This window comes from Sphingomonas pollutisoli (genome assembly GCF_029167165.1).
GTDB classification, from domain to species: Bacteria; Pseudomonadota; Alphaproteobacteria; order Sphingomonadales; family Sphingomonadaceae; genus Sphingomonas; species Sphingomonas pollutisoli.
The window spans coordinates 78,491-102,350 of sequence record NZ_JARFNJ010000004.1; the positions used below are offsets into that span (position 1 = coordinate 78,491).

Sequence of the window (23,860 nt, forward strand, 5' to 3'; positions counted from 1 at the left end):
CGCTGAAGTAGCGCAGGCGGGCGGCGGGCGTTCGGGCGCGGTTCGCGGGCTATTTCACGTCGATCGAATCCGCGAACACCAGCCGTACCGGGCCGAGCAACCCCGAATCGAGCAACGGCTCATCCTTCTGGAAGAAGGTCCAGGTCGAGAAGGCGACGCGGCCATCATCGGGCTTGGGTTGGCCCGCCTTGTACCAGTCCGGCAACGCGACCAGCTTGCGCGCCATCACGTCGGCCTTGCTGCCATCGGCCGCGAACCGCTCGCCGATCGGCCATTCGGCGTCGACACGCGGGTATGGATCGGGCTGTTGCGCATCACCAATCAGGCGGTTCGGCCACAGGCTGGTGACCGCGATCGAGACGTCGTTCTGCCCCACCCGCAGCGCGTCGGTGATATCGACCCGGTAGGGCGCCTTCCACACCGTCCCGAGATCGCGCCCGTTGACGGTGACATGCGCGAGCACTTCGACGCGGCCGAGATCGAGGAAGGTGCGGCGCCCCGCCCGCCGTGCCTGCGCCGGCACGGTGATCTGCCGCGTATAGGTCGCGGTGCCTGCGAAATACCGGATACCGGGGTCCGCGTTGTGGCTGAGCGAGGCGAGCTTCGACAGCGCGGCGGTTGCCGGGCCCCCCCGGCCGGGTTCGAACGCGACCTGCCAGCCACCTTCGACCGTCAGCGGCGTGGGCACCTGCGCGGTGAACGCCGCGCCGGTATCGAGCGTGTACCGGCCGCTCTCGAACGCCAGCGCGCGCAGCCCGGCAGCGGTGCGCTCGATCTGCGCCGGCTGTGCGGCGATGTCCGGCGCTGGCGGCCCTTTGGCAGCGATGACCCCGATCTCGGCCGCGGACAGCACGCGCGGCGTGGTGACGATCGCGCTGTTGTCCCCTTCGAAGAAGTAGGTGACGCCGCTCGGCGACGGCGCATCGCTCCCGCCGGCGAATACCGTCCGGCTGCTCTTGAGACCGGTCCGCGCGAGCTCGCCGTTGATGTACAGGCGGGGCGTGCCGTGGTCATAGACCAAGGCGAAGTGCGTCCAGCCCGCGATCGGCTGGTGCGAGACCAGCACCGCCGGCGCGGAGTCGGGCGACACCCGCTCGATCACATACGCACCGTTCCGTCCGACCGCGAGTCCAGCCACCGCCGTTCCGGCGCCATGCATGTCGGCGCCCGAGCGCGCCGGGATGACGTAGAATTTGCCCGTCTCATTGATCCGCCCTTCCGTGCGCTCCGGCGGCATCAGGCGCAGATCGATGTCGGGCTTCGCCCAAACCGAGAGCGTGAAGCTGTCGGACGGCGCTGGGGTAGTGGGCGTTGTCGCGCCGAGATCGGCGAACCGCACCCCGTCCCGTGCTGCCCATCGCACGCTGGCGGCTGCGGGCTTGCGCAACATCACGAACGTCGATCCCGCCGGGTCGAGCGTGAAGGATACGCGCGTGCGGTCGCCCGTGGCATCGTACAGTGCTGGCGCGGCGACCGTACCGGTCTCTGGATTCCAGAGTTCGGGCGCCTTGCCGGCGACACGGAAGCTGCACGTCACCGTCTCGGCGCGGCGCTGGCGGTTCGCGACGAAATACATGTCGCCATCGGCCAGCGATCGATGCTGCCACACCACCTGCCCGTCCGGGGCGCCCGTGCGGCACTCGGCGTCCGGCCCGGCGCCGAGATCGCGAAGCACCCCCGCGATCGTGCCGGTCGTGTAGACCTTGCCTTTACTGAGCGTGTGCGCGCCATTCCCCGCGCCCCACAGGGCATCGACGTCGGCGCGAAACGCCGCCTCGGCGCGCGCGCCGCCGGCAAGCGACAGCAACCCGCGCGGGCGCTCGCCCAGCACGACCAGCCCGCGCGAGACCAGATCGCGCAACCGTGCCGCGAGCGCGCCCGTCATGCCGGTCAGCCCGTCCGGCAGCACCAGCATCCGATAACTGGCGCCGTTGGGCAGAACGATGCGCCCGTCCCGCACCTCTGCCGAGGTCAGCACCTCGGCATTGACGAAGTCATATTGATAGCCGGCAGGCATCGCTGGTGTGAAATGCGTGCCGATCCGCGGATTGCTGTCGGGCGAAATGTCGGGCCGGAGATATTCGGCCTGGTTGGGGCTGTCCTCGCCGACGAAGTACAGCACGTCGGCGGCATGGTGGCCGATGCCGAGCAGATACTGGCTGCGCGCCAGCGTATCGAGCCAAGGCTTGGCGGATTTGAACCAGGTGTTGCTTGCCTCCAGGTTGATCCCCCATGGGCCCATCGTCATGCCGGGCGCGGCCTTCGGGTCAGGCTGCATCGCGTAGCGGTGGAAATAGAGGCGATTGACCCCCTGGGAGAACATCAGGTCGCCCAGCGCCTTCATCGCATAGGGGTAATCGGACCAGCGGCTGGTCTGCGCCTCGCCGGTGAACGCCTCCGCTGCGACGAGATCCTTGCCGTAGACGTGCGCGGCGGAACTCACCATCTTGACCGAGCGATTGTCGGTCCACGGCGTGCGGGTCCAGAACTCGGTCATCGGGAACTGCACGCGCCCGGACACCTGCAACTCGTCGAATGGCCCCGGTCCATAGCCCTCGACGGTGAACTCGAGCCCAGCGGCGCGGACGCGCTGCTCCATCCGACCGTAATAATTGTCCGCCATCAGATCGGCGAGCGTGCGGCGGAAATCGAACAGGAACCGGTCGGATGTCTCGCGGTCGCCCACCACGCGCCCGATCAGCGCGGGCGCGAAGGTGGTCAGCGGATAGCCGTTGCGCTTGGCGAATGCGGCGGGCACGCCCTCGCTCCAGTTTTGCAGCCCGGCCTCGTAGCTGTCGATCTCGACGCGCTTGAACGCCTTGCGCGCTTGGCCATCGGCGGCGGCGAGAACGCGGCCGATGCTGCTATCGAACTGATGATCGACCGCGGCGACATCGAACTTGTCGACCTCGAGACCGCGCCCCGAATCCGACGCGGCGACGTTGAGCTTGCCGGTCGGCGTGTGGCCGAGCCGCAGGATCGTCCAGCGCCCTTTCGGCGCGCGCCAGTCGAGCGAACCGTCCGCCGCGACCTTGCCGGTGAGGTCGATCACGGTGGCCGGGTCGATCGCCGGCGGGCTCACGGGCGCCCCCGCCGCGCCCGCACCGTTCGCGGGCAAGGCACGGAATCCATGTTCCGCCTTGATGTCCCAATCGGCGAGGCGCGGCGTTGCGTAGAACAGCGCCTCGGCGAGCTTCGCCTTGGCGGAAGGCGTCACCCTGAAGTAGCGTCCCGAGACACCCGCGAAATTCGCCGTTCCGGGCGCCTCGATCCCGCGTTCGGCGCCCACCGCCACCCGCGTGACCGGACGCCAGGCGCGGCCATCATCCGAGGCCTCGATCACGGCGGAGAACGCAGGCTGGTCCTTGTCGGCGTAGAGCGTCACCGCCTGCGCGGTAAAGGCGCCCTTGGTCGTGATGACGAGCGGCGCTTCCGGGCCGATCTCGACGGTCGAATGCAGATCGCGATCGACCAGCGTCGCGGCCGGGACGCTGCGCCCGCCGACGGACATCACCGTCACCGCCTCGCGCCACACGCTTTCGTCACTGGTGGAAGCCGGATAGGCCACGACGATCGCATCGCGATAGAAGCCGAGCTTGGTATAGGGTTGCGACAGCCGCGTCATGAGGCGCCGGCCACCCTCCACAGTCGTTTCGGTCCAGACGATCTGCTGCATCGCCTGCGCGGGGCTGATCCAGGGGCCGCCGCTCGACGACCAGCCCGGCGCGTTCTGCATCGCCACCGTCAGCCCCAGTTCGTCACCGCGCTTCATCATATGGGTCATCAGGTCGAGCCACTTCGGGCTGAGATAATCGACCGGTCCTTTGGGAATGTCGCTGCTGCCGTCGAACGCGAGCAGTCCGCCCAGCCCAGCCTCTCGCATCGCGGCGAGATCGGCGTCGATCCCCTCGCGCGTGACGTTGCCGTTCATCCAGAAATAGAGCGTCTTGGGCCGCGCCTCGGCGGGCGGGGTGCGAAACGCGGCTTCGCTCGGCAGAACATCGGCCGGGGCGGCGGTGGCGCAGAGCGCGGCAAGCGCGACGCCGGAGGAAAGCGCGACGAGATGACGGATCATGAGGATTCTCCCCGATACGGGCTGATGGATCACCGGCTCGCGGCGTGTAGACGGTTAAGCGCCATGATGGCCTCGTCTGCGCTCTCTTGCCGTTGCAGCGCGAGGTTGAGACGTTGCGACGCGAGGTGCTGGAACGCCATGTAACCCCGGTGGCGCGGACGCAGCCAAGCGGCATCGAGCGTCGCTCGCGTCGCGCGGTAGAATTCCCGCGTCGCGGCGTTGGCCGCATCCGCGTCCCACGCGGCCGCATGCGCGGGCTGACCGCCATGCGTCGCGATGACATCGCGCTGCACCGCGCCTCCTGCGATCCACGTGGCGAAGCGCACCGCCGCGGCCGGATCGCGGCCTCGGGCCGAAACGGCGATCCCGGTTCCGCCAAGCGCCGATCCGCTTGGGCCGTGTTCAAGCGTTGGGACGTTGGCGAAGCCAATGGTCTCCGATCGGAATCCGGGCATCGCATAGCTGACGTAACCGTAGATCAATGGCGCGACAGCGAGCGTCGCGCCGGGACGGGCCATCTCCTCGAACATCGCAATCGGGTCCATGTCGTAAACGCAGGGGTCCAGCGCGGCGGCGAACCTTTCGAGAAGCGCGAAGGCGCGCGCGGCCTCCGGGGAAAAAAGCGCCTCGCCCGTCGCGTCAAGGCGCACGCCGGTCAGCCCGCAAAGCGTGAAGAGGCTCATCAGACTGTGCGGCGGACGCAACGGCAACGCCGCCCGCCCCGCCGCCGCCAGCGCGGTCAGATCGGTCCAGTCGGCAACGGGCGCTCCGATGCGGCTAGGCACCCATGCCTGCACCTGCGCGGCCGCGTCGATCGGCAGCGCCCATTGGTGCCCGGCCCAGCGATAACTCGCATATGATCCTCCGATCGATCCCGCAGCGATCTCGGCCAGCGCCGCCGGCTCGACGGCCTGCTCCAGAGCGACAAGACATCCCGATTCGGCGATTTCGCCGACGTGCGGATGATCGATCACGATAAGATCATAGCGCCGCGCGAGATCCTCTACCGGGTAGGTCTCGAAGTCCTGCAACGAACGGCGGTCCCAAGCGATCGTTTCGCCGGTCTGCCGTTCCCAGAGCGCGGATGCTGCGGCGAGCGGGTCGAAACCTCTGGGGTGGTCCCACGTCATACCGCGCATATTTATTCCTCTACAAATATCCGGTTCATATATAAAATCCGGTTGACACCCCATAGCGGCAACAATAGCGTGTGGGAATATCCCTCGATAAACATAATGCAGTAAGGATAAGCGCTTGGAGACGGAGCCGCAGGCCGACCTGGACGCCCATGACGGGCTGCCGCTGTCCGGCCTGATGATCTTGGATTTCAGCCAGTTTCTCGCCGGCCCCTCGTGCGCGCTGCGACTGGCCGACCTCGGCGCGCGCGTCATCAAGGTCGAGCGTCGCGCAGGTGGCGACGCGAGCCGCAGCCTGTTGCTGGCCGGCACGACGTTCGACGACACCAGCGCTCTGTTCCATGCAATCAACCGCGGCAAGGAGAGCTACGCGGCCGACCTCAAGGATGCGGACGATCTCGCCGCGGTCAAGCGGCTGGTGGCGCGCGCCGACGTGCTGATCCACAATTTCAGGCCCGGCATCATGGACCGGCTCGGTCTCGGCTGGGATGCGGTCCGCGCGCTCAATCCCCGGCTCGTCTATGCCGGTGTCAGCGGCTATGGCCCGGATGGTCCGTGGCGCGATCGGCCGGGACAGGATCTGCTCGTTCAATCGCTGTCGGGAATGGCATGGTTGTCCGGCGACGCCGACGATCCCCCGATCCCGGCCGGCTTTTCGGTCACCGATATGATGGCTGGCGCGCAACTCTGCCAGGGCATCCTCGCGCTGCTGTTACGGCGCGGCGTGAGCGGACGCGGCGGCCGTGTCGACGTCAGCCTGATGGAGGCCGCGATCGATCTGCAGTTCGAGCATTTGTCGGTCCATCTCAATCAGGAGGAGCCGATGCCGCCGCGCAGCAGCGTGGCGGGCGGAAACGTCTATCTCGCCGCGCCTTACGGGCTGTACGCGACGGCGGACGGGCATCTCGCGCTGGCGATGGCGCCGGTCGATCAGCTTGGCACTCTGCTCGGAATAAGCGCGCTTGACGCCTTCCCGCCCGAGAGCTGGTACCCCGAACGCGACACGATCAAGGCGCTGCTGCGGGACCATCTGCTGACGCGCGGCACCGCCGATTGGCTTGCCGCGCTCGAGCCGGCCGGCATTTGGTGCGCGCCGGTGCTCGACTGGCCGGCATTGCTGGCGGAGCCGGCCTTCACCGCACTCGACGCCACGCAGCGCATCGTCGCGCCGGGCGGCGCGAGCATGATGACGACCCGCTGCCCGATCCGGATCGACGGCGCGATCCTGCGGTCGTCGCGGCCGGCATCGCGGCTCGGCGCGGACCAGCAGCGCATCGATGAGGACATGGCGTTATGATCGTCGCGCAATATTTCGAGGATATGGAGATCGGATCGGAGCGGACCAGCTTCGGCCGCACCATCACCGAGACCGATTTCGTCGTCCATGCCGGGCACACGGGTGACTTCTTCCCGCATCACATGGACGCCGCATGGTGCGCGACCCAGCCGATAGGCCAACGCATCGCGCATGGCACGATGGTGTTCGCGATCGGCATCGGCTTGACCGCGACGACGATCAACCCGCATGCCATGTCCTACGGCTACGACCGGCTCCGCTTCGTCCGACCGGTGCATATCGGCGACACGCTGACCACGATCACGCGCATCGCCGACAAACGCGATCATCCCAAGCGCGCCACCCAGGGCGTGGTCACCGAGAACGTCGATATCCGCAACCAGCGTGGCGAGACCGTGCTGGCATGCGAACACCTCTACCTCGTCGATCGCCGGCCGGCCGGCTGATCCCATGCGCTGGCGCCCCCTGCCCCTCGCGCTGACGCTGCTGGTCGCGATCGTCGCGATCGCCTCGCTGATCGGCGTGCGCAGTGCCGCTCGCGCGGGGAATGGCGTCAGCGCGACCGGCCCCAGCGGCGGCAAGCGCTACGGACTCTCGACCGTCGGGCTCAGCTTCCCCTTCGCGGCCGCGATCGCCAAGGGCTTCAGCGACGCGGCTGCGCGCGCCGGCGCGACCGCGATCGTGCTCGACGCCAAGGGCGACGTGCAGAAGCAAGCCAACGATATCGACGATCTGATCGCGCAGCATGTCGCGGGCATCGCGGTGATGCCGCTCGATTCGGTGGTCGCGCAAGGCTGGGTCGCGCGTGCGGACAAGGGCGGCGTTCCGATCGCGGCGGTCGCGGCGCTGGTCGGCGATCCGCGCGGACGACGCGTGGACGATGTGTATCCCGGGCTGGTCGCGCTGGCCTCACAGGATGAAGTCGCGGCCGGGCGCGCCGCCGGTGGCTTGGCGGCGCGTCTGCTCCCCGCCGCACGCCCGGCGCAGATCGCGATCATTGAGGGCGCGGCCGGGTTTCCGGAGGTCGAGCAGCGCGCGCGCGGATTTCGCGAAGCGCTCGATTCGGCTGGCATGCGCTACAGCGTGGTCGCGACGCAACCGGGCAACTGGACGAGCGAGGGCGGCGAGGCCGCATGCCAGAACATCCTCGCCGCGCATCCGAACATCGACCTCTTCTACAACGAAGCCGACGACATGGTGATCGGTTGCGCGCGCGCGGTGCGGGCCGCCGGGTCGCACGCCCGGCTGATCGGCGTCGGCGGGTCGAAGCTGGCGATCGCCTCGATCAAGGCGGGCGCGGTAGATGGTACGGTGTGCTTCAAGCCCGAAGCGCTGGGGGCGCTCGCCTTCGCGGCCCTGCGGGGTGACCGTGGTCCGCGCTTCCGCACCTATCCCATTCCGGCGGTGACGCGTGCCACCGTTGGGGAGTGTGTCGGGCAATGGTAACGCCGCTGTTGACGCTCGCCGGGGTGACGAAGACCTGGCCGAACGGCACCGTCGCGCTGCGCGGGGTCGACCTGACCGTCGTTCCCGGGCGGGTCCACGGGTTGCTGGGCGCGAATGGCGCGGGCAAGTCCACCCTCATCAAGATTCTGTCAGGCGCGATCCCGGCGACCGGCGGTGACATCATCTGGCGCGGCCAGAGCGCACGCTGGACCTCGCCGCGGTCGGCTCGCGCCGCGGGCGTCGCCACCTTGTACCAGCACATCCCGCTCGTGCCGACGCTGAGCGCCGCCGACAACATCCTGCTCGAACAGCGCGGCTGGCTGCGCCACGCCGCTGCGGCAAGGGCGCGCGCGGTGGCGGTCACGGCGATGCTCGGCGATCCGTTCGCGCTCGACGCCATCGTCGGCGATCTGCCGATCGGCGCGAGGCAAATGGTCGCCATCGCGCAGGCGCTGGTCGGTGATCCGGCGCTGGTCATCATGGACGAACCCACCGCCGCGCTCGCCGGGCACGAGCGTGAGACCGTCTATCGCACGATCCGCCAGCTCGCCGAGGCCGGGCGCGCGGTGCTGTTCGTGTCGCACTTCCTCGACGAGATCCTCGCGCTGACCGACGCGGTGACCGTGTTGCGAGATGGCCGCGCGGTGCTGCACGCCGAGACCGCGACGCTCGACGAAGCCGCGATCGCGGCCGCCATCGCCGGCCGTTCGGTGGCGGCGCTGACGCGCACCCCGCGCCTGTCGCCACCCGGCGACGTCTTGCTCGAGGTGCGCGGTTTGCGCGCTCCCGGCCGGCTGGCGCCGACCAGCCTCAGCGTCCGTGCCGGCGAGATCGTCGGCATCGCCGGCGTGCTTGGGTCAGGCCGCAGCGAATTGCTCCACGCGATCTTCGGCGCGGACCCCACCGCGCGCGGCGAGATGCTGGTGGCGGGGCGACGCATCGGCCTGTTCGCGGACGAGAGCGTCGCCGCCGGCATCGCGCTGGTGCCCGAGGATCGTGCGCGCCAAGGCTTTGTGCCGAAGATGACGATCGCCGAGAACATCGCGCTGCCGCAGCGTCACCGCCTGCTCGATCGCGCCACCGAAGCCGCCGCCGCACGCGACGCCATCGCGCGGCTCGCCATCAAGGCCGATGGTCCCGACGCGCTGGTCAGCGAACTCTCGGGCGGCAACGCGCAGAAGGTCGTGCTCGCCAAATGGCTGACACCGGACACGCGCGTGCTGCTGCTCGACGAGCCGACCGCCGGGATCGATATCGGCGCGCGGATCGACATCCTTCGCGCCGTCCGCGCGCTCGCGGACGAAGGCTTGGCCGTCGTGCTGGTCAGCTCCGAATTCGAGGAGTTGCTCGCCATCGCCGATCGCATCCTCGTGCTGCGCGACGGGGCGGTGGTGCGCGAGATCACCGATCCCGGCGCGCTCGACGAGGCCGCGCTGATCCGGCTGACCGGCGGCGCACAGGCGGAAATGGGAGTGGCCGCATGAACCGGATCGACTGGCGGCGGCATTTCGGGCTACGCGAGGCCGGCGTCTATTACGCGCTGCTGATCCTGCTCGGCGTGCTGGCGACGCTCGCGCACGCGCATGGCCTGCCCGGCTATCTGACCCCGCAGAACCTCGGCAACATCGCCTATCAGGCATCGCTGGTCGGGATCATGGGGGTCGCGATGACGGTGATGCTGATCACCGGCGCGTTCGATCTGTCGGTTGCCTCCGTGGCGGCGCTGGCGGCGGCGGTGCTGGTCGGGCTGGCGCCGCAGGTGGGCTTCCCGCTCGCGGCGGTCGCGGCGCTCATCACCGCCGCCGCGATCGGGTTGCTCAATGGCGCGATCGTTCAGTTCGTCGGCATCAACGCGTTCATCGTCACGCTCGGCACGCTTACGGCGGTGCGTGGGCTGGTGCTGGTTCTGACCGACGGGCGCTCGCTGATGGTCGAGCGGGCCGATACGCTCGCGCAGATGCTCGCCTTCGAAAGCACGCGCGTCGCGTTGTTCTGGCCTGTGCTCGGGATCGCCGCCGCGCTGCTCGCGCTCGGCGTCTTCCGCCGTTCGCTCGTCCAGATCGGTGCGGCGGTGATGGTCGCGGCGCTGGTGCTTCTGGCCGGCCCAGGCGTCGCGGTTGCCGCACCGGTGGTGTACCTCGCGATTTTCACCACGATCGTATGGGCGGTGCTGCGCTTCACCGTGATCGGCCGCCGCATCTATGCGGTCGGCGGCAATGCTGAGGCGGCGCGGCTATCGGGTATCAACGTCCACGCCTACAAGCTCGGCGCGTTCGTGCTGTCGAGCCTTGCGGCGGGCTTTGCCGGCGTGCTCTTCGGCTGCCGCCTCGGCGCGATCAACCCGACCGCGCTGCAAGGCACCGAACTGACGGTGATCGCGGCGGCGATCCTCGGCGGCACCTCGCTGTTCGGCGGCGCGGGCAGCGTCATCAAGACCGTCGCGGGCGCGCTGCTGCTGTTCACGCTCACCAACGGCTTCAACGTGCTCAACCTCGGTGCAAGCTATCAGGGGCTCATCGAAGGCGTCGTGGTGATCGCCGCGGCGGCGATCTACACCGTCGGCGGCGACCGCCGCCGCACGCGCCCCGCCGGGGCCGCGGCATGACCCGCTTGCGCATCGCCGTTCGCCGCTTCGACCCGTTCGCGCGCGCCATCGCCGCACAATTCGCCGACTTCGTGCGCGCAACCGGCAGCGACGCCACGCTCGACGCGGTCGAAATGGACCTCAACCCGCTCCACGCAACGCTGATCGGGCAACGCGGCCTTGCCTCGGGCGAATGGGATATCGCGTTCCTCAACACCGATTGGCTCGCCGAAGCCGTCGCTGCCGGGCTGCCCGAAGATCTCGTCCCGCACCTCGCCCGCGCACCGATCGACGATTTCCCGCAGGCGTGGAGCCCTTCGCTCACCGGTTTGCAGCGCTTCGGCGGCGGTTTCTGGGGCATGCCGTATCATGACGGTCCCGAATGCCTGATCTACCGCAAGGATCTGATCGCGACCCCGCCGACGACATGGGAGGCGTTCCACGCCTGCGCGCGGGCGCACCACGATCCGGCGGCGGGGCGCTTCGGCACGGTATTGGCGCTGTACCCCGACGGGCATAACGGCCTCTACGATTTCTGCATCCAGGTCTGGTCGCGTGGTGGGGAACCGTTCGACGGCGCCGGCCGCCCAGCTTTCACAACCCGGCACGCGCACGACGCGCTCGATTTCCTGCGCGCGCTCGCACGCGACACGCGCGCGATCGCACCGAATTGCGCCGCGCTCGACAGCGTCGCGTCGGGGATGCTGTTCGCGCAGGGCAAGGTCGCGTTGATGCCCAACTGGTTCGGGTTCGCCGCCTATTGCGACACTGCGCCCGACAGTAAGGTGAAGGGCCTGGTCGATGTGGCGCCGCTGCCGGCGGGTCCGGGCGGGAAGAGCGTGTCGCTCAATGTCTTCTGGGTGCTCGCGATCGGCGCCGGGTCTCGCAACAAGCCCCTCGCGTGGGATTTCCTGCGGCACTGCGCGACCGCGCCGATGGACCGGCGCACCACCACCGAGGGCGCGATCGGGGTGCGGCGCTCGACCTGGGACGATGCCGGAATCAACGCCGCCATCCCTTATTACCACCGGCTCGGCTGGCTGCATGAGCATGCCCGCGCGATGCCGATCACGCCCGACCTTGCCCGGATCAGCCACATCGTCGATCGGATGACCACCGCCGCCATCACCACCGATCGCACCACCGCCGAACTGCTGGCGCAAGCGCAGGCGGAGGCGACGCGATGACCGACCTGCAACAAGCCTGGCCGATGCCGTCGGCGCCCCGCCCGATCGTCATCATCGGCACTGGCGGAATCGTCCGCGACGCGCACCTGCCCGCCTATCGAAAAGCCGGCTTCACCGTCGCCGGGCTGTACGATCCCGATCTGGTTCGGGCCGACACACTGGCGCGCGAATGGGGCGGCCTGCGCGTGTTCGGCTCGCTCGCCGAGGCTGTTGCGCAGGATGCCGTCTTCGACATCGCCGCGCCGCCCGTGGCGCACGCCAGCATCCTCGCCGCGCTGCCCAAGGGCGCGACGGTGCTGCTCCAGAAGCCGATGGGGCTCGATCTCGCCGGCGCGACTGCGATCCGCGATCTCTGCCATGCCCGCGGGCTGACCGCGTCGGTCAATTTCCAGTTGCGCTACTCGGCGATGATGCTGGCGATCGCCGACGCCATCCGGCAGGGGCGGCTCGGCACGCTGACCGAGATCGAGGTCCACATCAACCTCGTCACGCCGTGGCAGCTTTTTCCCCACCTCAAGCCAAACCCGCGCGTCGAGATCGTCAGCCATTCGATCCATTATCTCGACGCGATCCGGGCGTTGGTTGGCGATCCGCGCGGCGTGTTCGCGCGCAGTTTCGGTCACCCGACCAGCGCCTTGGCAGACACGCGCACGTCGATGATCCTCGATTATGGCGACACGCTGAGGGTGCTGCTGTCGATCAATCACCACCATGATTTCGGCCGGCAGTTTCAGGACGCGCGGTTCCGGGTCGAGGGCGTCACCGGCGCCGCCATCGCGAAGCTGGGCGCGCTGCTCGACTATCCGAAGGGCGAAGGCGACGAACTGTGGATCACACCGCGCCGCGACCCTTGGGCGCGGGTGCCGCTTGCCGGCGCGTGGTTCCCCGATGCGTTCATCGGCCCGATGGCCAACCTCCAGCGCTTCGCCGCCGGCGAGGACGCCGTGCTCGCCACCGCCGTCGATGATGCCTGGCAGACGATGGCGCTGGTCGAGGCGCTGTACCGATCGAATGACCAACCCGGCACGCCGCTGCCGAGCCAAAGGACAGACCGTTGACCGACCTGACCGGACAGACCGCCCTCGTCACCGCCGCCGCGCAGGGCATCGGCCGCGCGGCGGTGCTCGCACTCGCCGCCGCCGGCGCGCGCGTGATCGCCACCGACATCAACGCCGCCGCGCTGGACGGGCTTGCCGGCGAGCGGATCGAGACGCGCGCGCTCGACGTGCTCGATCCGCACGCGGTCGCCGCCTATGCTGGCGAGGCGATCGACATTCTCTTCAACTGCGCTGGCGTCGTGCATGGCGGCACCGTGCTCACCACCAGCGACGACGATCTTGATTTCGCCTGGGCGCTCAACGTCAAGGCGATGACCAGGACGTGCCGCGCGGTGCTGCCCGGCATGGCCGCGCGCGGCGGCGGCGCGATCATCAACATGGCGTCGGTCGCCTCCAGCGTGAAGGGCGTACCCGACCGGTTCGCATATGGTGTCACCAAGGCCGCGGTGATCGGGCTCACCAAGGCGATCGCCGCCGACTTCGTCGGTCAGAACATCCGCGTCACCGCGATCTGCCCCGGCACGGTCGAAACCCCGTCGCTGAACCAGCGGCTCGGCGCCGGCGGCGACTATGCGGCGACGCGCGCCGCCTTCATCGCGCGCCAGCCGATCGGCCGGATCGGCACCCCCGAAGAGATTGCCGACCTCGTCGTCTATCTCGCCAGCGCGACCTACACGACCGGGCAGATCCACATCATCGACGGCGGCTGGACGATATGAAGCGCCTGGCAGCACTTTGGCTCGCCTGCGTCGCCACTCCGGCGCTCGCGCAGGCGCCTGCCCCCAAGGCCGCCTCCGAGCGGCTCTGGCTGGGCTCGGCCTGGTATCCCGAGCAATGGCCCGAGGATCGTTGGGCCGAAGACCTGCGGCTGATGAAGGCGCAAGGAGCCAATGTCGTGCGGATCGGCGAATATGCCTGGAGCCGGATCGAACCGTCGGAGGGCGTGTACGATCTCGCTTGGCTCCAGCGCGCGGTACGGCTCGCCGCCCGATACGATATCAAGGTGGTGGTCGGCACGCCGACCGACACACCGCCCGCGTGGCTGACCAGCAAGTATCCCGACACGCTGCGGGTCGATACCAATGGCGTGCGCGCGGGACATGGCGGGCGGCGGCAGTTCTCGATCAGTTCGCCGCGCTATCGTGCGATGGCGCGCGAGGTCGTCGCGCGCATGGCCGATGCGGTCGGGGGCGAAGCCAATGTGATCGGCTGGCAGATCGGCAACGAGCATACCGAGGAGAGCTACGACCCCGCCGCGCGCGACGCGTGGCATGCGTGGCTTAAGGCGCAATACGGCACGCTCGATACACTCAACGACCGGTGGGCGACGGCGTATTGGTCCCAGACCTACAGCGATTGGGATCAGGTGCCGTTCAACGCGGGCATCAACAACCCCGGGCTAATGCTGGATCTCAAGCGCTTCATCACCGATCAGTGGGTCGCGTTCCAGGCCAACCAGGCCGATGTGCTGCGCGCCAAGCTGCCCGCGCGCGCGTTCATCACCACCAATCTTGGCGGGCTCGGCTGGGCGAATCGGTTCGATCGCTATGCGATCAACACCGGGCTCGATCTCGCGTCGTGGGACGATTACGTCGGCACGGGCCATCTCGACGCCTATCGCAACGGCGCGGTCAACGATCTCGTGCGCGGCTGGAAGCGGCAAAACTTCTGGGTGATGGAGACCCAGCCCGGCTTCGTGAATTGGGCTCCGGTCAGCAATATGCTCTATCCCGGCGAAACGCGCGCGCTGGCGTGGCAGACGGTGGGGCATGGCGCCGATGCGGTGCTGTTCTGGCAATGGCGCAACGCGCTCAACGGGCAGGAGACACTCCACGGCTCGCTGGTCGGGCCGGACGGAAAGCCGTTGCCGATCTATGCCGAAGCAGCACAGATCGGCGCGGACTTCGCCAAGGCATCGCGGGCGCTGGCGGGCACCTCGCCCAACGCGCAGGTCGCGGTCCTACAGGATTACGACAGCCGCTGGGCGATCGACTTCCAGCCGCTCACCAAGGACTATGACCAGATCGGCGTGCTGCTCGATTATTATCGCCCGTTGAAGACCGCGCTCGGCGCGGTCGATGTCGTCTCGGCGGCAGCGCCGCTCGCCCGCTACAAGCTGGTGGTCGCGCCCAGCCTCAACGTCATCCCGGATGCGCTCGCGCGCCACCTCGCCGACTATGTGCGCGGCGGCGGCCATCTGATCCTCGGACCGCGCTCGGGCCTCAAGGACGAATACAACCGGCTCGACACCATTCGGCAGCCCGGCCCGCTTGCCGGCTTGCTCGGCGGACAGGCCGAGCAATTCTACGCGCTCGACGAGAGCATGGCGGTCGATGGCGGCACGGCGAGCGTGTGGGCGGAAGACCTCGTCGTCAAATCGCCCGATGCAAAGGTGCTGCTGCGCTATGGCAAGGCGAACGGGTGGCTCGACGGCCACCCTGCCGCGATCACCCGCAAAGTCGGCAAGGGCAGCATCACCTATTACGGCGCGCTATTCGACAAGGCGGTGACCAGCACGCTGATCGATCAGGCGCTCGCCGACGCCAAGGTCGTGCGCGACTTCGCGGTCCCCGCCGATGTCGAACTGATGACGCGCGAGGGAGCCGGCCGCCGCATCGCCATCCTTATCAACCACGGCCGCACGCCGCAGCGGGTCGCGTTGCCCGTGGCGATGACCGACGTCCTCGGCGGCGGCACCCTCCAGGCGGTCGATCTCGCGCCCGAGGGAGTCGCCGTGCTGCAAACCGGAGAAAAGCGATGACACGCGCCCTTGGAACCCTGTTGCTCGGGTCCGCCCTCGCCATCGCCACGCCGGCGCGCGCCGACGAGGCCTATCCGATGGATTTCAAGCCAGGCCCGGTCGCGCGCCAACTCGCCAAGGTCGACCGGGGCACTGCGAGCGGCCCCTACCGCCCCGATTGGGAATCGCTGAAGGCGATCCGCGTCCCCGCATGGTTCCGCGACGCCAAGTTCGGCATCTTCCTCCACTGGGGGCCGTATGCGGTGCCGGGGTTCCTGACCGAATGGTACTCGCGCAACATGTATGATCCGGCGAACGTCGCCTTCACCTACCACCGCAACGTCTTCGGCCCGCAATCCCGCTTCGGCTACAAGGATTTCATTCCCAGGTTCACCGCCGAGAAGTTCGACGCGGCACAGTGGATCGCGCTCTTCCAGGAGGCCGGCGCGAAATACGTCATGCCGGTCGCCGAACATTGCGACGGTTTCGCGATGTACGACAGCGCGATGACCGACTGGAACGAGGTCAAGATGGGGCCAAAGCGCGATACCGCTGCCGCGTTGGAGAAGGCGGCGCGCGCGAGCGGACTGCACTTCGGCCTGTCCTCGCACCGCGCCGAACATTGGTGGTGGTACGGGATCGGCCGCAGCTACGACAGCGACGTCAACGATCCGCGCTATGCCGGGCTCTACGGCCCGGCCGCGCCGGTGCGGCTGCCGGGGGATCCCGCCGCGGGCCAGCCCCACCCGTCGCACCTCGAAAATTGGCTGCCGCCCAGCAAGCAGTTCCTCGACGACTGGCTCGCGCGCACCACCGAGTTCATCGACAAATACGATCCCGAGATCGTCTATCTCGACTGGTGGACCAGCGCACCCGCGTTCGAGCCGTACCTCCAGCGTATGGCAGCCTATTACTACAACGCCGCCAAGAAAAAGGGCTATAGCCCGGCGATCGCCTACAAGGGCGCGCAGTTCGCACCCGGCACCGCGCTGTTCGACGTCGAACGCGGCAAGCTCGATGAGTTGCGGCTCGAACCGTGGCAGACCGATACCTCGATCTCGACAAAGAGCTGGGGCTATATTCAGGACGACGATTACAAATCACCGAAGTCGCTGGTGCAGGATCTCGTCGATATCGTGTCGAAGAACGGCAATCTGATGCTCAACGTCGGACCGCGCGCCGACGGCACGATCCCGGATGCCGCGCAGGCGGTGCTGCGTGGCATCGGCGCGTGGCTCCAGGTCAACGGCGAGGCGATCTACGGCACGCGCCCGTGGAAATATTTCGGCGAAGGCTCGACCACGCTGGTGGCCGGCGAGAAGTCGGAGGCGGCCAATCGCGGCTGGAAAGCCGACGACATTCGCTTCACCGCCAAGGGTGACGCGCTCTACGCGATCGCGCTCGAACGCCCGGCGGACGGCATCGTGCGGATCAAGACGCTCTATGCCGGCACGCCCTATCTCGACCGCAAGATTGCCGGGATCACGCTGCTCGGCGGCGGCGAAGTCGTGTGGCGGCAGACCGACAAGGGGCTGGAGGCGACGCTGCCGGCTGCGAGCGGCGCCGACATGCCCAGCGTCCTGCGCATCCGTTTCGCAGCATGATCGCCCGCATCGCTCTTGCCGCTTTGGCCCTGTCCGCCGCCGCGCCGGCGTCGCCGCATGCCACGCCGGCGCGCGCGACCAACTTCCCCGACAAGCCGCCCCTTGCGGTCGGCGTGTCGTGGTATCCCGAGCAATGGCCCGAGGCGCGCTGGGCAACCGATCTCGCGCTGATGCGAAAGGCCGGGTTCAACACCGTGCGGATCGGAGAGTTCGCGTGGAGCCGGATCGAGCCTCGCGAGGGCCAGTTCGACTTCGCATGGCTCGACCGCGCGATCACCGCCGCCGCAGACCACGGCATGATGGTGGTGCTCGGCACGCCGACCGCCGCCCCGCCCGCATGGTTGACCCAAGCCTATCCCGACGTGCTGCGCGTCGATGAAGATGGCAAGCGCGCGGGCCATGGTGGCCGCCGCCATTTCTCGTTCGCGAGCGCGCGCTACCGCGATTTCGCCCGCACCATCGCCACCGAAATGGCCAAGCGCTACGGCCATGACCGGCGCGTGGTCGGCTGGCAGATCGACAATGAGATCGGGCCACCCTCGTTCGATGCCGAGGCCGTGGCGCGCTGGCACGCCTTTCTGAAGCACCGCTATGGCAGCATCGACACGCTCAACCAGCGTTGGGCAACCGAATATTGGAGCCAGCATTACGACAGCTTCGATCAGGTGCCGCTCCACGCGACTGGCCAGCAGAACCCGGCGCTGCTGCTCGACTTCAAGCATTTCACCACCGCGACCTGGACCGACTATGTCGCCAACCAGTCACGCGCGATCCGTGGCCTTGCCGATCCGCGCCAGTTCGTCACCACCAACACCATGTTCTGGAACGGCGGGTTCGACCACTTCGCGCTTCACCGCGATCTGGATCTGGCGGCCTGGGACAATTACATCCCGAGCGGCCGCCCCGACTGGGTGGCGAACGGCGCGAACCACGATCTCGTCCACGGCTACAAGCAGCGCAATTTCTGGCTGATGGAGACGCAACCCGGCCGCGTCGATTGGGGGCCGGTCAACCGTGCGCTCGATCCGGGTCAGGTGCGGGAAATGGCATGGCAGGCGATCGGCCACGGCGCCGACGCGGTGCTCTACTGGCAGTGGCGCCCCGCGCTTAACGGGCAGGAAACCTACCACGGCGCGCTGCTCGGGCAGGATGGCTTGCCCAATCCGATCCTCGCCGAGGTCACCCGAACCGCGCGCGAGATCACCGCCGCCGCGCCCGCGCTCGCCGACACCGTCCCGGTCGCGCGCGTGGCGATGCTGTTCTCTTATGACAGCCGTTGGGCGATCGACCTTCAGCCGCTCAACAAGAGCTTCGATCCGATTCGAGAGTTCACGGACTTCTACCGGCCACTGCGCATCGCCGCGCAGGGTGTGGCCGTGTTGCCCGTTGATGCCGATCTGTCGCACTACCCGCTCGTCGTCGCCCCCGCGCTCAACGTGCTTACCGCTGAGGCGGCGCAGCGGCTCGCGGCCTATGTGCGCGGTGGCGGCCACCTCGTCCTCGGTCCGCGCTCGGGGATGAAGGACGATGCGAACGCGCTATGGCCGGAGCGCCAACCCGGCCCGTTGGCTGCCCTGCTCGGCGCGCATGTCGAGCAATTCTACGCGCTCGACGCGCCTGTCGCGCTGTCCGGCACGGTCAGTGGCTCCGTCGCGACCTGGGCGGAAGCGGTCACGCCCGACGCGACCGACACGCAGGTTCTCGCGCGCTACGCCGATCCCGGCGGCTGGCTCGATGGCAAGCCAGCCATCGTCACGCGGCAGGTCGGCAAGGGCAGCGTCACCTATGTCGGAGCATGGCTCGATCCGGCACCGATGCTGTCGCTGGCCGAGCGGCTGTTGCGCGATGCCGACATCAAGCCGATCCTCGCCGGCGCCCATTCCGATATCGAGGTGAGCGCGCGCGCCGGTGCGGGCCGCTGCACCCTCGTCGTGGTCAACCACGGCTCGGCCGCGCGTGACGTGGCCGTCTCGACTGGCGCCCGACTGGCCGCCGGGAATATGAAAGACGGCAGGCTGCCGCCGCATGGTGTCGCTGTGCTGGAAGTCGCCGGCGAGTCCATCTGCCGCCGGTAAGCCGGGCCGGGATCGGGCCAACGCGCGGATCAGCACCGCGCCAGAGATAGACGCGCCACGTCGATCGCATTGAGCACCGCACCTTGTCAGTTTGCCGTGGCAATCGCCGCGCATCGCCTGTCGAGGTGGCGCGCACGATCGGCGCTGTGCGCGGCGTCTGCGTCGCTCAAACGCCATGTGATCGCGAGCATGCGACGGGCATGCTCGCCTCGAACGCGCGCGCACAAATCGGCCGACCCGCCGGTTGACACCATAATGGTCCATAATATACGAACTGGTGCCATAATATGAAATTATAAGGGAGAGAACGGCGTGCTCAACGTTTCCCATCGGGCCCTGGTCGCAGCCGCATTGATGATGACGCCGGTCTGCGCGCATTCCCAGAGCGCGCCTCGCGACTGGATCGATCCGGCCACCGGGCACCGCGTCGTCCGCCTCTCCGATGAACCTGGCAGTTCCAGCCTCTACTTTAACTTCAACGGCTACACGCCGCAGGGCGACCAACTGGTGATCTCCACGCCCAAGGGGATCGCCAAGGTCGATCTCAAGACACACAAGCTGACGACGATCGTTCCGATCGCGGGGCCCTTCCGTCTGCTGTTCGTCGGACATCGTACCCGCACCGCTTTCTACCAGACGCAAGCTGCCGACGGTTCCGGCGCGAAGACGATCTTCGCCGCAGATGTGGATAGCGGCAAAACGCGCAAGATCGCGGCGCTCGCGCGCGGCGACATCCAGACCATCAACTCGGACGAGACCTTGCTCGCCGGCGTCGATACCGATCCCACCGCCGCCGGCGGCGCGCTCGCGGTGTTTCAAAAGCGCGATTCCCGGTTCGACCAATCCGACTACAAAGCCACCGGCGCGGACGGCAAACCCCTACCCTATGCCGAGGCGAAAGAGGTGCGGATGAACGAGCGCCTCGAGGCGAAGATCCCGATGGAGATGTTCACCATCGACACGCGCAGCGGCGAGAAGCGCGTCATCCACCGCGCGACCGACTGGCTGAACCACCTGCAATTCTCGCCCACCGACCCCAATCTCCTGATGTTCTGCCACGAAGGGCCCTGGCACAAGGTCGATCGGCTCTGGCTGATGCGGCTCGACCATCCCGAGACGCCGCCGGTCAATCTCCACCAGCGCACGATGAACATGGAAATCGCCGGCCACGAATGGTTCGCCCAAGACGGCAAGACCATCTGGTACGATCTGCAAACGCCGCGCGGCGAGGATTTCTGGGTCGCCGGCTACAACATCGCGACCGGCGCGCGGACGCGCTACCACCTTCAGCGCAACGAATGGTCCGTACATTATCATAGCGCGCCCGATGGCAGCGTATTCTCGGGCGACGGGGGCGATCCCGAGATGGTCGCGCATGCGCCCGACGGCAAATACCTGTATCTGTTCACGCCCCACGGCATCCCCGACGTGGCCGGCATCCACGCGGCGGGAGCGGCATCGCTCATCAAGCCCGGCTATTTCACCGCCGAGAAGCTCGTGAACATGGCGAAGCAGGATTACCGGCTCGAACCCAACGGCAATTTCACGCCCGACGGCAAATGGATCGTGTTCCGATCCAACATGCACGGCGGCACGCAAGTCTATGCCGTGGAGATCGCCAAGGCGCGCTGAAGCGCCGCCGCGCGACGACTATCGACGAACATCAAAAATCTAGGGAGTGGAGCATGACCAACTTTTCCGCCGCGCGGCAGCGGCTGCGCACGCGTACGTCGAGCCTCGCACTGGCCGCCTTGCTGACGATCCCCACGGCGGCACTCGCGCAGCAGCCGCCCGCCACGCAGACCATCGCCCAGCCACAAGATACCGCCGCCGATACCGAGACACAGGACATCGTCGTCACGGGCTTTCGTCAGAGTCTCCAGTCGGCCCTCAATGTGAAGAAACAGGCGACCGGCGTGGTCGACGGGATCAACGCGGCCGACATCGCCTCCTTCCCCGACGCGAACCTCGCCGACTCGTTGCAACGCATTCCCGGCATATCGATCGAACGCGACGGCGGCGAAGGGCGCCAGATCACGGTGCGCGGTCTCTCCGGCGATTTCAGCCGAACGCGCCTGAACGGGCTGGAATCGACGATCGCGACGACCGGCTCGACCCTCGGCGCGGGCATCAACAAGGGGCGCAGCTTCGATTACAGCGTTCTCGCGTCCGAGCTGTTCAACTCGATCGTCGTGCGCAAGACGCAGTCGGCGGAGATCGACGAGGGCTCGCTCGGTGCGACGGTCGATCTCCAGACCGCGCGGCCGCTCGATTTGCCCGGTTTCCAGGCGGCGCTTTCGGCGCAGACCGCTTATTACGACATCAACAAGAGCTTCGCGCCGCGCCTTGCCGGGTCGGTCAGCAAGACCTTCGCCGACGGTCGCATCGGCATCATGCTCTCGGGTGCGTACAGCAAGCGCAACGTGCAGGAAGACGCATATTCGAACACCGTCCTCGCCGACTTCGGGGACGTGAACGGCGGCTTCTGCCCGGTCGTCCCGAACACCCCCGTCATGCCAGTCGATCCGCTGGTCGGTAGCAAGCCCGTGACCAATCCCTGCATTCCCGCGCCCGGCGCGTTCCCCGGTTCGACCCCGTCGGCATATGACACGGTCAACCGCCCCAACGTGTTCGTGCCCAAACTGCCCGGTTACGGCCGGTTCGTGAACAAGGAGGAGCGGATGGGCTTCGCCGGCACGGTGCAGGCCAAGCCGACCGATACCACGCTCATCACCATCGACGGCGTGTTCGCGCGCTACAAGCAACGTCAGAACGATCTCGCCACCAACCCGATCAGCCTGAACCGCGCCAATGGAACCGCGACCGCCGGCCTCACCGCCGCGCAACTGACCGGCCGCCCGAATATGAAGATCCGCGAGGCGCAGGTCGATGCGAATGGTCAACTCGTCTATGGCGTATTCGACGACGTCGACTTCAGCGTCACCAACAGCGAAAACCGGTCGACCACGACATTCTATCAGGCCGGCATCAACATCGACCAGAAGATCGGCGAGGCGGTCGATTTGCATCTGCAATATGGGCAGAGCGAATCGATTTTCGACAATCCCTATTCTCGCCTCGTCACATTCAGCCGCTTCGATAGCGACGGTTTCGTCTACGACGCGCGGACCAGCCCGACCCGACCGCTCCTCAACTACGGATTCGACGCGACCAATCCGAACAACTGGCAGTTCCTCAACGGCTATGACAACATCCGCGAATTCACCAACAAGGTGACCAACCGGCTGCACACCGCGAAGGGTGATCTCAAGTGGCAGGTCAACGATCAGTTCACGGTGAAGTTCGGCGGCGCCTACAAGCGCTTCAACTTCATATCGGCGCGGCAGCAGCGGATTGCGGGGACGACGACGATCCCGACGCTGGCCTCGGCGGGGCTGACGATCGGCGATGTCAGCACGGCACCGGTCAGCATCAACACGATCGGCCTTCCGAACGGCGCGACGTCGAGCTTCATCGTGCCCAACATCGGCAAGATCATGGATGCGTTCGGCGTCGATTGCTACTGCGTCAACCAATATGGTGATTTTCGCCTGGGAAGCCTCGGCACCGGCGCCCAGGGCGACAACCGCTCGGTACAGGAAGAGGATGTCAGCCCCTACCTTCAGTTCGATTTCAACATGGATATCGGCAGCGTCGCGCTGCGCGGTGACGCCGGCATACGCTACGCGCACACGCATCAATATTCGGAAGGCTTTGTCGGCATCGGCACGCCGGTCAACTTCACGCGCAATTACGAAGATTGGCTGCCCGCGATCAACCTGGCGCTCGACCTCACCCCCAGGCTGACCGCACGTTTCGCGGCGGCGAAGGTAATGTCACGACCCTCCCTAAGCTTCCTGACCCCGGGCGGATCGATCTCCACCGTCAACCCGCCCTTCTCGGCCACCGTCGGCAATCCGCAACTCGATCCCTATCGTGCGACCAATCTCGATGCGTCGGTGGAATGGTATTTCCAGCCGGGGGCGCTGCTTTCGGTGGCCTATTTCCACAAGGACGTATCGAGCTTCGTCCAACAGATCAGTTCGATCTCGACCTACGCGGCGGCCGGCCTTCCGCTCGAACTGCTCACGCCTTCGCAAGATCCGAACACCACGACCACCATCACCTCTTATGCCAATTCTGCGGGCGGCAAGATCGACGGCGTCGAGGTGCAATATCAGCAGCCCTTCACCTTCCTGCCGGGCTTCCTGAAGCATTTCGGCACGATCCTAAATTATACGCACATCAAATCGAACATCAGCTACATCCTGACCACCAACGCCGCAGGGCCGACGTTCATCCGGCCGCTCACCAACGTCTCGCCGAACTCGGCGAACGCGACGCTCTACTATGAGGATGCGAAGTTCTCGATCCGCGGTTCGCTCGCCTATCGTGACGAATATCTGCGCATGGTGCCGTTGCGCGCGGGATATGCGGACACGACGGGCTCGTATTCGAGCACCAACCTCGACATGTCCGCCTCATACAAGCTGACACCGCACGTCACGCTGACGGTCGATGCGATCAACCTCACCAACCAGCCGAGCAGCTATTGGGACGGCGAGGATCGCCGCGACCAGCAAATCTACAGCTCGACCGGGCGCCAGTTCTTCTTCGGCGCGCGTTATAAGTTCTGATCGACTGGTGAGACCTGCCGA

At 67.3% G+C, this 23,860-nt stretch carries 15 protein-coding genes; 13 read left to right on the top strand and 2 right to left on the bottom strand.

Annotated elements, in window-relative coordinates; genetic code table 11:
- Positions 1 to 49 precede the first annotated feature (49 nt).
- Both PX554_RS09695 and PX554_RS09700 read right to left on the bottom strand, forming a co-directional pair.
- Complete coding sequence (locus PX554_RS09695; protein WP_275501147.1) at positions 50 to 4,075, bottom strand: glycosyl hydrolase; 4,026 nt, start codon at positions 4,073 to 4,075, stop codon at positions 50 to 52.
- 29 nt (positions 4,076 to 4,104) lie between these two features.
- The gene (locus PX554_RS09700) at positions 4,105 to 5,214 is read right to left on the bottom strand and encodes an extracellular solute-binding protein (protein ID WP_275501148.1); all 1,110 of its coding nucleotides are present in this window, start codon (positions 5,212 to 5,214) and stop codon (positions 4,105 to 4,107) included.
- A gap of 115 nt (positions 5,215 to 5,329) precedes the next feature.
- Here PX554_RS09700 and PX554_RS09705 point away from each other — a divergent pair, with 115 nt between their 5' ends.
- The 13 genes from PX554_RS09705 (at position 5,330) to PX554_RS09765 (ending at position 23,839) form a co-directional block, all read left to right on the top strand.
- A complete protein-coding gene (locus PX554_RS09705; RefSeq protein WP_275501151.1) occupies positions 5,330 to 6,508 on the top strand; it encodes a CaiB/BaiF CoA transferase family protein in 1,179 nt (392 codons plus the stop codon).
- Positions 6,505 to 6,954, top strand: a complete 450-nt coding sequence (locus PX554_RS09710; RefSeq protein ID WP_275501152.1) for a MaoC family dehydratase — start codon at positions 6,505 to 6,507, stop codon at positions 6,952 to 6,954. The genes PX554_RS09705 and PX554_RS09710 overlap by 4 nt, the downstream gene beginning before the upstream one ends.
- Before the next feature lie 4 nt (positions 6,955 to 6,958).
- Positions 6,959 to 7,954, top strand: coding sequence for a sugar ABC transporter substrate-binding protein (locus PX554_RS09715; protein WP_275501154.1), 996 nt, complete (start codon positions 6,959 to 6,961; stop codon positions 7,952 to 7,954).
- Positions 7,948 to 9,438 carry a sugar ABC transporter ATP-binding protein gene (locus tag PX554_RS09720; protein ID WP_275501156.1) on the top strand — a complete coding sequence of 497 codons (1,491 nt, stop codon included), beginning with the start codon at positions 7,948 to 7,950 and terminating at the stop codon, positions 9,436 to 9,438. Before PX554_RS09715 ends, PX554_RS09720 begins: the two co-directional genes overlap by 7 nt.
- A complete protein-coding gene (locus PX554_RS09725; protein WP_275501158.1) occupies positions 9,435 to 10,559 on the top strand; it encodes an ABC transporter permease in 1,125 nt (374 codons plus the stop codon). Before PX554_RS09720 ends, PX554_RS09725 begins: the two co-directional genes overlap by 4 nt.
- A complete protein-coding gene (locus PX554_RS09730) occupies positions 10,556 to 11,725 on the top strand; it encodes an extracellular solute-binding protein (protein ID WP_275501160.1) in 1,170 nt (389 codons plus the stop codon). The genes PX554_RS09725 and PX554_RS09730 overlap by 4 nt, the downstream gene beginning before the upstream one ends.
- The gene (locus tag PX554_RS09735; RefSeq protein WP_275501162.1) at positions 11,722 to 12,783 is read left to right on the top strand and encodes a Gfo/Idh/MocA family protein; all 1,062 of its coding nucleotides are present in this window, start codon (positions 11,722 to 11,724) and stop codon (positions 12,781 to 12,783) included. The genes PX554_RS09730 and PX554_RS09735 overlap by 4 nt, the downstream gene beginning before the upstream one ends.
- Positions 12,780 to 13,502, top strand: a complete 723-nt coding sequence (locus tag PX554_RS09740) for an SDR family oxidoreductase (protein WP_275501163.1) — start codon at positions 12,780 to 12,782, stop codon at positions 13,500 to 13,502. Before PX554_RS09735 ends, PX554_RS09740 begins: the two co-directional genes overlap by 4 nt.
- Complete coding sequence (locus tag PX554_RS09745) at positions 13,499 to 15,544, top strand: beta-galactosidase (protein WP_275501165.1); 2,046 nt, start codon at positions 13,499 to 13,501, stop codon at positions 15,542 to 15,544. Before PX554_RS09740 ends, PX554_RS09745 begins: the two co-directional genes overlap by 4 nt.
- Positions 15,541 to 17,127, top strand: coding sequence for an alpha-L-fucosidase (locus tag PX554_RS09750; RefSeq protein ID WP_093219288.1), 1,587 nt, complete (start codon positions 15,541 to 15,543; stop codon positions 17,125 to 17,127). Before PX554_RS09745 ends, PX554_RS09750 begins: the two co-directional genes overlap by 4 nt.
- Positions 17,124 to 19,202, top strand: coding sequence for a beta-galactosidase (locus tag PX554_RS09755; RefSeq protein WP_275501166.1), 2,079 nt, complete (start codon positions 17,124 to 17,126; stop codon positions 19,200 to 19,202). The genes PX554_RS09750 and PX554_RS09755 overlap by 4 nt, the downstream gene beginning before the upstream one ends.
- Before the next feature lie 312 nt (positions 19,203 to 19,514).
- Positions 19,515 to 20,834, top strand: a complete 1,320-nt coding sequence (locus tag PX554_RS09760) for an oligogalacturonate lyase family protein (protein WP_275501168.1) — start codon at positions 19,515 to 19,517, stop codon at positions 20,832 to 20,834.
- A 53-nt stretch (positions 20,835 to 20,887) separates the two neighbouring features.
- The gene (locus tag PX554_RS09765) at positions 20,888 to 23,839 is read left to right on the top strand and encodes a TonB-dependent receptor (protein ID WP_275501170.1); all 2,952 of its coding nucleotides are present in this window, start codon (positions 20,888 to 20,890) and stop codon (positions 23,837 to 23,839) included.
- The last annotated feature ends 21 nt before the right edge of the window (positions 23,840 to 23,860 follow it).

Coding starts and splice junctions, on each gene's coding strand:
- PX554_RS09765 (WP_275501170.1), top strand. CDS start 20,888: ATGACCAACTTTTCCGCCGCGCGGCAGCGGCTGCGCACGCGTACGTCG.
- PX554_RS09735 (WP_275501162.1), top strand. CDS start 11,722: ATGACCGACCTGCAACAAGCCTGGCCGATGCCGTCGGCGCCCCGCCCG.
- PX554_RS09720 (WP_275501156.1), top strand. CDS start 7,948: ATGGTAACGCCGCTGTTGACGCTCGCCGGGGTGACGAAGACCTGGCCG.
- PX554_RS09750 (WP_093219288.1), top strand. CDS start 15,541: ATGACACGCGCCCTTGGAACCCTGTTGCTCGGGTCCGCCCTCGCCATC.
- PX554_RS09725 (WP_275501158.1), top strand. CDS start 9,435: ATGAACCGGATCGACTGGCGGCGGCATTTCGGGCTACGCGAGGCCGGC.
- PX554_RS09710 (WP_275501152.1), top strand. CDS start 6,505: ATGATCGTCGCGCAATATTTCGAGGATATGGAGATCGGATCGGAGCGG.
- PX554_RS09745 (WP_275501165.1), top strand. CDS start 13,499: ATGAAGCGCCTGGCAGCACTTTGGCTCGCCTGCGTCGCCACTCCGGCG.
- PX554_RS09755 (WP_275501166.1), top strand. CDS start 17,124: ATGATCGCCCGCATCGCTCTTGCCGCTTTGGCCCTGTCCGCCGCCGCG.
- PX554_RS09695 (WP_275501147.1), bottom strand. CDS start 4,075: ATGATCCGTCATCTCGTCGCGCTTTCCTCCGGCGTCGCGCTTGCCGCG.
- PX554_RS09715 (WP_275501154.1), top strand. CDS start 6,959: ATGCGCTGGCGCCCCCTGCCCCTCGCGCTGACGCTGCTGGTCGCGATC.
- PX554_RS09730 (WP_275501160.1), top strand. CDS start 10,556: ATGACCCGCTTGCGCATCGCCGTTCGCCGCTTCGACCCGTTCGCGCGC.
- PX554_RS09700 (WP_275501148.1), bottom strand. CDS start 5,214: ATGCGCGGTATGACGTGGGACCACCCCAGAGGTTTCGACCCGCTCGCC.